Source organism: Williamsia sp. Y712, from assembly GCF_059445525.1.
In genome coordinates this window covers 2,627,251-2,639,472 of record NZ_JCAIUN010000001.1, presented here as the reverse complement: position 1 = coordinate 2,639,472, position 12,222 = coordinate 2,627,251, and the positions used below count along the sequence as shown (strand labels likewise).

Annotated in this window: 9 protein-coding genes and 1 other RNA gene; 5 read left to right on the top strand and 5 right to left on the bottom strand. The window is 64.8% G+C overall.

Annotated elements, in window-relative coordinates:
• Positions 1–4: 4 nt before the first annotated feature.
• Both AC1D75_RS12100 and AC1D75_RS12095 read right to left on the bottom strand, forming a co-directional pair.
• A complete protein-coding gene (locus AC1D75_RS12100; RefSeq protein ID WP_495515441.1) occupies positions 5–1,348 on the bottom strand; it encodes a glutamine synthetase family protein in 1,344 nt (447 codons plus the stop codon).
• 85 nt (positions 1,349–1,433) lie between these two features.
• The gene (locus AC1D75_RS12095) at positions 1,434–2,972 is read right to left on the bottom strand and encodes an alpha/beta hydrolase (protein ID WP_495515440.1); all 1,539 of its coding nucleotides are present in this window, start codon (positions 2,970–2,972) and stop codon (positions 1,434–1,436) included.
• Positions 2,973–3,187: 215 nt separating this feature from the next.
• On the opposite strand from AC1D75_RS12095, the gene panB reads away from it, so the two are divergent.
• The 3 genes from panB to AC1D75_RS12080 are packed head-to-tail and all read left to right on the top strand — an operon-like array spanning position 3,188 to position 6,568.
• A complete protein-coding gene (gene panB, locus AC1D75_RS12090) occupies positions 3,188–4,039 on the top strand; it encodes a 3-methyl-2-oxobutanoate hydroxymethyltransferase (protein WP_495515439.1) in 852 nt (283 codons plus the stop codon).
• A gap of 22 nt (positions 4,040–4,061) precedes the next feature.
• Positions 4,062–5,051, top strand: a complete 990-nt coding sequence (gene pip, locus AC1D75_RS12085) for a prolyl aminopeptidase (RefSeq protein ID WP_495515438.1) — start codon at positions 4,062–4,064, stop codon at positions 5,049–5,051.
• The gene (locus tag AC1D75_RS12080; RefSeq protein WP_495515437.1) at positions 5,048–6,568 is read left to right on the top strand and encodes a CYTH and CHAD domain-containing protein; all 1,521 of its coding nucleotides are present in this window, start codon (positions 5,048–5,050) and stop codon (positions 6,566–6,568) included. Before pip ends, AC1D75_RS12080 begins: the two co-directional genes overlap by 4 nt.
• 25 nt (positions 6,569–6,593) lie before the next feature.
• On the opposite strand, the gene AC1D75_RS12075 is transcribed toward AC1D75_RS12080, so the two are convergent.
• Together AC1D75_RS12075 and rnpB are read right to left on the bottom strand one after the other, a co-directional pair.
• Entirely contained in the window at positions 6,594–8,003 is a 1,410-nt protein-coding gene (locus AC1D75_RS12075) for an RNB domain-containing ribonuclease (RefSeq protein ID WP_495515436.1), read from the bottom strand.
• 82 nt (positions 8,004–8,085) lie between these two features.
• An RNA gene (gene rnpB, locus AC1D75_RS12070) (RNase P RNA component class A) lies at positions 8,086–8,492 on the bottom strand.
• A gap of 95 nt (positions 8,493–8,587) precedes the next feature.
• Between rnpB and AC1D75_RS12065 the strand changes: the two genes are divergently transcribed.
• On the top strand, positions 8,588–9,838 hold the full coding sequence (locus tag AC1D75_RS12065) for an SLC13 family permease (RefSeq protein ID WP_495515435.1): 1,251 nt from the start codon (positions 8,588–8,590) through the stop codon (positions 9,836–9,838).
• 19 nt (positions 9,839–9,857) lie between these two features.
• Here AC1D75_RS12065 and AC1D75_RS12060 read toward each other — a convergent pair whose 3' ends face one another.
• The gene (locus tag AC1D75_RS12060) at positions 9,858–10,757 is read right to left on the bottom strand and encodes a LysR family transcriptional regulator (protein ID WP_495515434.1); all 900 of its coding nucleotides are present in this window, start codon (positions 10,755–10,757) and stop codon (positions 9,858–9,860) included.
• 151 nt (positions 10,758–10,908) lie between these two features.
• Between AC1D75_RS12060 and AC1D75_RS12055 the strand changes: the two genes are divergently transcribed.
• Positions 10,909–12,216 (top strand): NAD(P)/FAD-dependent oxidoreductase, encoded by a 1,308-nt coding sequence (locus tag AC1D75_RS12055; RefSeq protein ID WP_495515433.1) that lies wholly within the window; start codon positions 10,909–10,911, stop codon positions 12,214–12,216.
• The last annotated feature ends 6 nt before the right edge of the window (positions 12,217–12,222 follow it).

Genomic DNA, 12,222 nt, shown 5'->3' with positions numbered 1-12,222 from the left:
ATCTCTAGAGCGCCAAATAGTTCTGCAGCTCAAAAGGTGTCACCTGACTGCGGTAGTTGGTCCACTCCGCCCACTTGTTGCGCAAGAAGTATTCGAAGACGTGCTCTCCGAGGGCCTCTGCGACCAGTTCGGACTTCTCCATCTTCGTCAGTGCTTCGGCCAACGACCCCGGCAACTCCTTGTAGCCCATGGCCCGACGCTCGGCGGGAGTCAGCGAGAACACGTCGTCCTCGGCGTGATCGGGAAGCTCGTAGCCTTCCTTGATGCCCTTGAGCCCCGCGGCCAGCAGGACCGCGAATGTCAGGTACGGGTTGCAGGCCGAGTCGGGGCTGCGGACCTCGATACGCCGCGACGACGCCTTGTTCGGTGTGTAGAGCGGCAAGCGGATGAGGGCGGAACGGTTTGCCGCACCCCAGCTCGCGGCGGTCGGAGCCTCACCACCGTGGATGAGTCGCTTGTAGCTGTTGACCCACTGATTGGTGATCGCGCTGATCTCATCGGCGTGATGCAGGATGCCGGCGATGAACTGCTTGCCGGTTGTCGACAGCTGCATCGGATCGTCGGGGTTGTGGAAGGCGTTCGTGTCGCCCTCGAACAAGCTCATGTGGGTGTGCATCGCCGAACCGGCGTGCTGACTGAACGGCTTCGGCATGAACGTGGCCCAGACGTTTTCCGAGATCGCGACCTCTTTGACGACGTAACGGAACGTCATCACGTTGTCGGCCATCGAGAGCGCGTCGGCGTACCGAAGGTCGATCTCCTGCTGGCCCGGCGCCGCCTCATGGTGCGAGAACTCGACCGAGATACCCATCGACTCGAGTGCGTCGATGGCATGCCTGCGGAAGTTGGGTGCCGAATCGTGCACGGCCTGATCGAAGTAGCCACCGCCGTCGGCGGGGATCGGCACCGAGCCGTCGAGCAACGGCGGGTTCTTCAACAGGAAGAACTCGATCTCGGGATGGACGTAGCAACTGAAACCCTGATCGGCTGCCTTGTTGAGCTGGCGCCGCAACACATGCCGCGAATCGGCCCACGACGGTTCGCCGTCGGGCATCACGATGTCGCAGAACATGCGGGCGGAGTGCGGCCTGCCGGCGCTGGTGGTCCACGGCAGGACCTGGAACGTGGAGGGATCAGGCTTGGCGATGGTGTCTGCTTCCGACACCCGCGAGAAGCCCTCGATCGCTGATCCGTCGAAGCCGATCCCCTCGGCAAAAGCACCTTCTAGCTCGGCAGGCGCAATGGCAACCGACTTCAGGTAACCCAGTACGTCGGTGAACCAGAGGCGGACAAAGCGAATGTCGCGCTCTTCGAGGGTTCGGAGCACGAATTCTTTTTGGCGATCCATGACAAACGAGCCTAGGAGTGCCCTGTTAAATGCATGTTACAGACGCGCATCATCCAGAATATCCTGGGGATTTCAGCCAAGATTCTCAACATATGAGGCCTTCATCCGGCAATGTGAGATCAACGAAGTACGCCGTGACCGCATCGTCGACGCAGTCCTTGCCCTCGAGCGACGCGGTGTGCTGGTCACCCTCGAACGTGATGAGCCTGGCACCAAGCGCTTTCGCAAGTGCAACACCGGCCTGATAGGGGGTCGCCGGATCGTTGGTCGTGGAGATGACAACGGTCGTCGGCAGGCCCTCCACGTTCAGCTCATGCGGCGTGCTGGTGGGTGGGACCGACCAGAACGCACAGGCATCTCGGGCACCGACCCCGGTCCCCCTGCCGTCATCGGCGAACGGTGCCGCCCGGCGCGCCTCGGTGTCGAGTCGATCGATGGTCGCCTGGTCGGTGATCGGCGGGTCGTCGATGCACCGGATCGCCGTGAAGGCATCCGCATTGTTGTTGTAGTGACCCTGCTCGTTTCGGCCCTCGTAGAGGTCGGCAAGTCGAAGCAGGGTGTCGCCGTTACCCCGCGTCAGCTGCTCCAGACCCTCACGCAGCGGATCCCACAGCGCATCGCTGTACAGCGCCTGGATCACCCCGGTCATCGCGTCACCGTAGGTCAGAGTCCTGCCGAGACCCGTCGTCGCCGGCTGGTCGATCAACGGTCGGGTGAGCTCCTGGAAACGGGTGGTTGCCTGCGCCGGGTCATCGCCAAGCGGACACCCACCGCGCTCGATGCAATCGGCGGCGAAGGCCTCGAACGCGGACTGGAAACCAGCCATCTGTTTGATGGTGTCCTCCACCGGATCTGCTGCCGGATCGACCGCACCGTCGTTGACCATCGCCCGCACCTCGGATGGGAACTGTTCGGCATAGGTCGCCCCGATCCGGGTGCCGTAGGAATAGCCGAGATAGTTGAGCTTGTCGTCACCGAGCGCCGCGCGCAGCACATCGAGATCCTTGACCACGTCCGCTGTCCCGATGTGTGAGAGGTACTCGACACCCATCCGCTGCTCGCACTTCTCGGCGTTCTTTCTCGCTTCCTGTTCCTGCTTCGCGATACCGGCCGGGGTCATGTCGGCCAGTGTCAGCGCCCGCTGCTCGTCCCGTTCGGAATCTGTGAGGCAACGGATTTCCGGTGTCGACTTACCGACGCCCCGCGGATCGAATCCGATCAGATCGAATCGCTCGGCGAGGTCCAGATCGGCGAAGTCCGAGGCCTGCCCCGCCAGGAAATCCACACCCGAGCCGCCCGGCCCGCCGGGATTCATCACCAGCGAGCCGATCTTGTCGCCGCCGGCACGCACCCGCAGGATCGCGATCTCGGCGGTATCTCCGGCGGGGTCGTCGTAGTCGACGGGGACCGTGACGGTGGTGCAATCGGTCCGGTCCTCGGGATATCCGAACGACTCCTGATCGGCGTAGTCGTCGCACGATTCCCAGTGGAGTCGCTGTCCGTAGAAGGGGTCCAGCGACGGCGTCGGGGCCACACCCGATCTGAACGTCGCGGGCTCGGCGGAACCATCGAGATCGGTACTGCAACCGCCGACCACCAGTGCTGCCGCCGCAACTACGGTCATCCCGCACAGGATTCCCCGTCTACCCCGTGCTCGTATCCTCACCGGTTACATCGTGCCACGCCGGCAACCGTGCACCGGCGGCCTGAGCAGCGCAGTTGTGACAAATTGCACACCATCAGGCGTTTCCCTGCTCGAGCCGTGGTGCCACACTGGTGGGGTCATCCACCAACCCGGGTACCTGCGGATGCAGGACTCGAGGCACGAAAGAGACAATGATGTCCGACACTTCGGTATATGGCGCTGCGCCCTCAGCAGACACTTCTTCTCCCCGCCGCCGCGCAACGCGCGTGCACCATCTGGCCCAGATGAAATCTGAGGGCGACAAATGGTCGATGCTCACCGCATACGACTACTCCAGTGCGCGCATCTTCGATGACGCACAGATCCCGGTCTTGCTGGTCGGCGACTCGGCAGCGAACGTGGTGTACGGATACGACACCACCATCCCGGTCACCATCGACGAACTGCTTCCGCTGGTCCGCGGTGTCGTGAAGGGTGCCCCGCACGCACTTATCGTCGCCGATCTGCCGTTCGGTAGCTATGAGGCCGGCTCGCAACAGGCCCTCGAATCATCGATCCGTTTCTTCAAAGAAGGCGGAGCGCATGCGGTCAAGCTCGAAGGCGGTGAACGTGTCGCCGATCAGATCGCGACGCTGACCGCAGCGGGTATCCCGGTCATGGCGCACATCGGCTTCACCCCACAGAGCGTCAACGGACTCGGCGGCTTCCGGGTCCAGGGGCGTGGTGACGGGGCCGACCAGCTCATCGCCGACGCGATCGCCGTCCAGGAGGCCGGCGCGTTCGCCGTCGTGATGGAGATGGTGCCCGCAGACCTCGCCGGGCAGATCACCCGCAAGCTCACCATCCCGACCGTGGGTATCGGTGCAGGCAACGAGACCGACGCCCAGGTCCTCGTCTGGCAGGACATGGCCGGGTTCACACACGGCAAGACCGCCAAGTTCGTCAAGCGTTACGCCGACGTCGGCGGCGAATTGCGCCGGGCGGCAGAGCAGTACGCCGACGAGGTTCGTCGCGGCCAGTTCCCCGGCCCCGAGCACGCGTACTGACCTCACCCGGCATAGTGGGGGGATGCGCGACTTCTACCCCCCGATCGAGCCCTACGCCACCGGACATCTCGATGTCGGTGACGGACAACGGATCTACTGGGAACAAAGCGGTAACCCCACGGGCAAACCGGCTATCTTTGTGCACGGTGGGCCCGGTGGCGGCACCAGTGGTTTGCAACGGCAGTTCTTCAATCCGGACGCGTACCGCATCATCCTGTTCGACCAGCGCGGCTGTGGCCGGTCGACTCCGCACATAGCGGACGGCGGCGACCTGTCGGTGAACACCACCGATCACCTGATCGCCGATATGGAGATGCTCCGCGAAGAGTTCGGGATCGAGCAGTGGCAGGTGTTCGGCGGCTCGTGGGGTTCGACGCTCGGTCTGGCCTACGCCCAACGCCACCCCGATCGGGTGACCGAATTGGTGCTGCGTGGCATCTTCCTGCTTCGTCGCAGCGAGATCGACTGGTACTACAACGGCGGTGCGGCGAACATCTTCCCTGATCGCTGGGAGGGATACCTCGAGCCGATCCCGGCCGACGAGCGTGACGGTGATCTGGTTGCTGTCTATCACCGACTGTTGACCGGCGATGACCGTGAGAAGGCGACCCAGGCCGCCCTTGCGTGGACCACCTGGGAACAGACGACAAGCCATCTACTCCCCCAATCCGATGACGACAAGGACAGCGATCCGGCCCGGTATGCCCTCGCGTTCGCCGGCATCGAAAACCACTACTTCGTCAACGGCGGTTTCCTCGAAGACGGTCAGCTACTGGCCAACGCCCATCTGATCGCCGACATCCCCGGCGTCATCGTGCAGGGCCGCTACGACGTGGTGTGCCCGGCCCGAAGCGCATGGGACCTGCACCGCGCCTGGCCGACCGCGCAACTGCACATCGTCGCCGATGCCGGACACGCATCGTTCGAACCCGGAATCCGGCATCATCTGATCGAGGCAACGGATCGTTTTGCCGGAGTCGGCAACCAGAGCAGCGGGAAGGACGCACGGTGAGCGCCCAGGAGACAACAGAAGTCGAACTCAAATACGACCTCGACACCAACGCGTCTGTCCCCGACCTGACGGTATTGCCTGCGGTGCAGTCGATATCGGGACCTGTGATCGAACATCTCGACGCGACCTACTACGACACCGACGCGCTCGATCTCGCGGGCAACAAGATCACCCTCCGACGGCGAGAAGGTGGTCACGACGAAGGCTGGCACCTCAAGCGGCCCGGCATCGGCACTCCCCTTGGCCGACGCGAGATGCACGTCCCACTGCAGACCGCGGCCGATCCGTTCGCCGAGGTCGTGGTGCCGTCGGAGCTCACCGACCCCGTCCAGGTCCACCTCCGCGGGCGGCACCTGGCACCCATCGCGACCATTTCGACGATTCGCCGCATCACCGAACTCCACGACCCGCAGGGTGCAGTACTCGCGGTGTTGTGCGAGGACTCGGTCGCCGCACAGTCGCTGCTACCCGGCGGAATCGCCCAGAGCTGGCGCGAATGGGAACTCGAATTGGTCTCCGGTGACACCGAACTCTTGTATGCCGCCGACGAGGTACTGCGCGCCAATGGTGCTCGCACCGCCTCGAGCGCGTCGAAGCTCGCGCGTGCCATCGGCACCACCCCGACCACCGCTGACAGTTCGGACGGTGGCCGGCGCGCGAAGAAAGCCAGACTCGGCAAGAAGTCGACGGCGCTGGAGCTGGTGGTCGCCGAGCTCGCCGAGCATCGCGACCACCTCATCGCCCATGATCCGCAGGTTCGGTGCAATGCGCCCGACTCCGTCCACCAGATGCGGGTCGCGACCCGGCGAGCACGCAGCGTTCTGCGATCGTTCCCGGACGTCTTGCGGGGCACCGGTCTCGAACAGCTCGAAGGTGAATTGAAGTATCTGGCAAGCATTTTGGGCGATGCCCGGGATGCGGAAGTGCAGCTGGAACGAAATCGTCACCTACTCAAAGGCGAAGCCGCATCGGCGCATGTCACGCACGCGCTGATCGACGGTCAACTCGAAACACAACGCGTCGCGATGGCGACCACCATCGACTTCCTGCATTCCAAACGATATTTCGATCTACTGGACGAGCTCGACCGGACCATCGCGGAACCGCAACCAGGTGGGGACGCCGACGAAAAGGCCCGCGTCATCTTCGACAAGGCCGTCGCGCACAGCGCCAAACGTGTTCGCAAGGCACAGAAGAGACTCACCGCCATGACCGAAGGTTCGGCAGAGTGGGTCGAACAGCTGCACACCGTGCGCAAACGCGCGAAACAGTTGCGGTACACCATCGATTCCGGGATCCGGCTGAACACCGACAAGTACCGCAAGCTCGGCAAGAAAGCCAAACGGGCCCAGAGCGCTCTCGGGGATTTCCACGACGCCGTCATCAGCCGCAGCCATATTGCGCTTCTGGCAACGGGATCGGATGTCAACGTGGCTGATGCATATGTGTACGGGCGTCTCGACGCCCGCGAAGAAGCCGCCGCGGCGCGCGACCTCGCGACGTACCGGCCCGTGTAGCCACACCGCCGCCCGCACCGGCCGCCTAGACCGGCATGAACGTCACATTCGGGGTGCGCGGGTCGGCGTCCATCAGCTTCACCTGAACGTGCCGGCCCTCGGCCGGATCGCCACCGCACGTGGCGAACACGGCCGGATCTGCGATGAAGATCTGTGCGGGACGCTTGCCGCGAGCGGCGTGCAACACGGTGGCGGTGAACGTCTCACCGACTCGGTCGGCCAACAGGATGGCTTCGGCCATGTCCAGGCTCGACCGGTCCGCTCGGCCCGCGACCGAACTCGAACTCCTCATCACCTCGGGCAGTGTCGGCAAGGCGCTGCACACCCAGTCCGGCACCGGTTCTGCCGCCGCCAGCGCCAAGCATGTCTCGGTGGCAAAGCGGTCGGCCAACCGACGCAGCGGCGCGGTCACGTGGGCATAGACCCCGGCGATTCCGCCGTGCGTCGTCACCGCGTCGTCTGGGATCACGCCCAACATCGGCAGGTAGTCACTGCCGCGTAGCAACGTGGTGGCATCCGACATCACAGCCAGGGTGAGCGGGGACTGCGGATCCAGACCGGCGAGGAACGCACCCGGTGAAACATCCTCCGGCCAAGGCACATCCAGCGCCCCCGCGGAGGCCCTGAACACCTTCACCGCGTCGTCGGTGGCCGACGGCAACGTGCGCAACAGCCCGACTTTGTTGTCCAACATCATCTGTCCGGCACACATACCCGTCAGCAATGAAACCTGCGAGTTCCACATGTCGGCCCGGGTCCGTGGTTGCACCACCAACTGCCACCCGCCGTCACCGTCCCTCAACACATCCTGCTCGGGCAGACCCAACTCGACCGCGCCCCGCTCGATCGCCAAACGCTGCCGAAGCTCACCGAAGTCCGGGAGCGCCTCGATGGACGGATGTAAACGCCCGGCGTCGGCGTCGGCCTGCACGGTCGCGTAGTCCAGCCGGGCCACCGACCGCACCAACGCCCGCTGTACGTCAACCGAGGTCGGATGTCCGTCCCCGTCGACGGCGATGCGCCACAGCACCGCCGGACGGACCTGATCGGGAAGCAGCGATCCGCGATCCTCCGACAACGCCCGCGGATGCAGCGGCACGTTGCCGTCCGGGAAGTAGATCGTCTGCCCACGCCTGCGGGTTTCGAGGTCGAGTGGGCCGGCGGGGCGAACCAGCGCCGCGACATCGGCGATCGCGTACTGCACCACGAACCCGGCGCCGTCACGGGCGATGTGGACGGCCTGGTCGAGATCCACCGATCCGGGCGGATCGATGGTCACCAGCGGCAGGTCGGTCCGATCGACACGACGGGCGGCGTAACCATCCGACGCCGTCTGGGCTTCGGCCTGGGCGGCGGCTCCGAACTCCTCGGACAGACCGAGGTCGGTGCGGATGGCACCAAAATCTATGTCGGCGGCGCGAAGTATCCGTTGCACCGCACCAACACTAGCGGGCAGTGACCTCCACACCGGGCCAATCGGGGCACCGGAGTGGTTGGTGCGAGTCCATATTGCGGGGCGAACGAGCCGGCCTGTAAGCCGGATCCTGTACCGACCACAAGGGTCGGCAGCGGCCATCCATCTGGGCACACCGTCACCGGGTACCTCGAGCGGTCCACCCGCAGGCTCGGGCGAGCAGCCCTCGAACACCTGCGCAGCCACACCAGTTACCTGGTGCAACCTTCGACCTTGCTCCGGGTGGGGTTTACCGAGCCATCACGGTCACCCGTGATGCTGGTGCGCTCTTACCGCACCTTTTCACCCTCACCGGCTTGCGCCGGCGGTCTGTTTTCTGTGGCACTGTCCCGCGAGTCACCTCGGGTTGCTGTTGGCAACCACCCTGCTCTGTGGAGTCCGGACTTTCCTCGATCACGGGCTCGCCGCCGATGCGACTGTCCCCGCGACCGCAGCCGCCCAGCCGGCTCGTTCGCACCATCACTGTACGTTCTCCGGCCCCGGATCCACGCATCCTTCGCCTGCCGGATTGGTGCCCGGTCCGGGTATCGGGGGAACATTGCGCCGTGGATGTTGTCGCGGTGGTCCTGATGGTGGCTGCACTGGGATTGGCCGTGTGGCGTCCGCGTGGCCTGTCCGAGGCGGCGGTTGCGGTCCCGGCAGCAGTACTGGCCATTGTCGTGGGCGCCGTTGAGCCCGACCGCGCCTGGGACGAGCTGCGGGAGTTGTCGTCCACCGTGCTGTTCCTGGCGGCGTTGTTGGTGATCTCCTACGCCTGTTCGGTACTGGGCGTTTTCGAATGGGTGGCCCGGGTGATCGCACACCGCGCATCTCCGCAGGGCGGCGCCGGTCACCGATCCGGGCGCAGGCTCTTCGGACTGGTCTTCGCCGCTGCCGCGATCACCACCGCCGCGCTCAGTCTCGATGCCACCGTGTTGCTGTTGACACCCGTGCTGCTGTCGATGACATCGGCGCTCCGGGTGCCGGCCCGTCCACACAGTTACGCCACCGTCACACTTGCCAATTCGGCCTCGACGCTGATGCCGGTCTCGAATCTGACCAACCTGCTCGCCTTCGCCGCCACCGGTCTGGGCTTTGTCGAGTTCACCCTCTTGATGGCTCTGCCGTGGCTCGTCACCCTTGCAGTCGAATTCGCGTTGTTCTGCTGGTACTTTCGCGACGACCTCGAGGTCGCGCCCGGCCCCGACGTACTCGACCCACCCGGCCCGGCGCCGCGCGCCCCGCTGATCGTTCTTGCCGCGACCCTGACCGCATTCGGTGTCAGTTCACTGGTCGGTATCGAGCCGGTGTGGTGCGCGGTCGCAGGTGCCGCGGCGATGGCCTACCTGGCGCTACGCGGACGCGCCTGCGGGGTCGGAGCATTGGCCAAATCGGCACAACCCGGATTCCTGCTGTTCGTCTGCGCACTCGGGGTGTTGGTGGCCGGGATCTCCGACGGACGGATCGGGAGTTGGGTCGCGGACCTGCTGCCCGACGGAACCGGGCTACTCGACCTGCTCATCGTCGCCGTGGTCGCAGCCATCGCGTCGAACGTGATCAACAACATCCCGGCCACCCTGCTGATGCTCGCGGCACTGGGCAGCGGCGCACCGGCGGCACTGGTCCTGGCAATGCTGCTCGGCGTCAACATCGGCCCCAGCCTGACCTATCTGGGGTCGCTGGCAAACCTGCTGTGGCGCAACCTGGTCAACTCCGGCGGCCACCACGTCAAGGTCGCCGAGTTCACCAAGGTGGGCCTGGTGACCGTGCCGTTGACCCTGGTGTCGTCGGTGTTCGCGCTCTGGCTGGTCACCTAGCCCCGGGGCGGACCGCCGGTCAGCTCGCCGGCGGATCCTCTCCCCCGGCCAGATCGGCGCGTACCGCTCGCAGTGCGGCGATCAGGTCGTTGACGATCTCGGATTGTCCGGTCGGCGCGCGCACCACCGCCGACACCGGAACCCGCAGTGCACGTTCGCTGTCCCGCGTGAAGGCGATACCCGCGAGCGGCGTGCGCTCGTAGAGCACGGTCCACTCCTCGGGGTGGTTGAGCAGCTCCATGGTCGCGGTGTGGTCGACCGGCAGCGGCGGTGCCTGGCGGGGGCGGTCAAGCCCGTGACGGTCAAATGCCTCGCGAATCACGTTGTGCAACAACACTTGATCGCGCGCCGACGGCAACAGCAGCGGATACTTTCCGAGTTCCGCCAGCCCGACCTCGGCCGACCCCGCCAGTGGATGCCGCTGCGACATCGCAACCACCAGGTCGTCGACCCACAGGTGTTCGATGGCGAGCCCTGGTCGCTCGAGGCCCCCACGGATCAGGGCCAGGTCGACGTCGCCTCCCAGGACCGCATCGATCCGCTGATCGAAGCTCTTGATGATGAATTCGATCTCGACGTCGAGGTGTTCGGTGCGCAGCTTGGCGATCGCGGCCAGTGACTGCTGTGCGAACGACATGTTGGCCGCCATCCGCACCCGCCCACCCGGCGTACGTGCTGTCGCGGTGATCATCGATTCCAGCCGGATCATCTGCTGAGCCAGCGGCAGCACCTGGGCCCCGAGGTCCGTCAGGCGCACCGTGCGCGTCGACCGGGCGATCAATTTGGAGCCCAGCTCGTGCTCGAGCCGGGCGACCTGGTGGCTGATCGCCGATTGCGAAATGAAGCAGCGGGCCGCGGCCCGGCTGAAACTCAGCTCCTCGGCCACGGCCACGAAGTACGTCAACTGGCGAAGTTCCATGCCACCAGCTTATATGAGTGATCCAGATAAGTTCTATCTTCAGAACAGGTTGAAAAATGGCCAAAAATGGCCTGATTAGGGATTTTCACCCCAGTTAATTGCGCTATACATGGAAGTAGTTGTCATCAAGAGATAAAAGGATCACTAACTCATGCCCACACCGCACAGCGTTCCCACCCACCTCGAGGCCGACGTGGCCATCGTGGGTTCGGGATTCGGTGGACTGACAGCTGCACAGCGGCTGGCCAAAACCGGACTGCGCGTCGTGTTGATTTCCAGCACCCCCGAACACCTCTTCCAGCCACTGCTCTATCAGGTCGCCACCGGCGTGCTCTCCAGCGAAGAGATCGCTCCCGACATCGCCGGCATCCTGCGCAAGCACCGCAATATCGAGGTCCGCCTGGGCACGGTGACCGATGTCGACCCCGACGCCGGCGTACTGCACTTCCGGCATGACGGCCCGACGGAGACGGTTCGATTCCGCTACCTGATCGCGGCCACCGGCGCGACCCAGTCGTACTTCGGACGCAACGAGTTCGCGCAGTACTCCTACGCACTCAAGACGATCGAAGATGCGACAAAATTGCGCACGCAGATCCGCCAGAACTTCGAAAGGGCCGCGCAGACCACCGACGACGATCTGCGCCGCCGACTGCTGAGTTTCGTGATCGTGGGCGCCGGCCCGACCGGTGTCGAGGTCGCCGGGCAGATCCGTGAACTGGCGTCCCGCTACTACAAGCGTGACGACGTGTCCGTCTACCTCGTCGAGGGCGCAGGCGACGCACTTCCCGTCTACGGTGGTTCGCTCTCGGCCTACGCCAAGAAGGCGCTCGAGGCGGCAGGCGTGGAACTCCTGCTCAATTCGCTTGTCACGGACATGGATTCCGAGGGCGTCACCGTCAAGATCGGATCCGGTGCGGCGACCCGCAAGATCGCGGCCGACACCATCATCTGGTCGGCAGGCGTACAGGCCAGCGCGTTCACCGCAGTCCTGGCTGAGGCAACCGGAGCGCAGACCGACCGCGCCGGGCGGATCCTGATCAACCAGGACCTGACCGTGGGTGGCTACGCCAACGTATACGCGATCGGTGACATGACCTCACTGAACGGCTACCCGGGACAGAGCCCCGTGGCCATGCAGGAGGCCCGTCACGCCGCCGACGTCATTAGCCGGAAGAAGCTGCCGGGCACACCGTTCAAGTACCGCGACAAGGGCAGCATGTCCGTGATCAGCCGGTTCAGCGCGGTGGTCGCCATCAACGAGAAGATTCGCTTCCGCGGCATGTTCGCCTGGATCACCTGGCTCGCGGTGCACCTGTTCTACCTGATCGGCTTCCGAAACCGCTTTGCCGCCATCGCATCGTGGCTCTACGCGTTCATCGGCAGCAAGCGGCCAGGATTCGAGCAGGTCGACCGGCGCGGCGCGGCCGTCCCGCAGGCGCAATCCCGCGCGAGCTGATCGCAT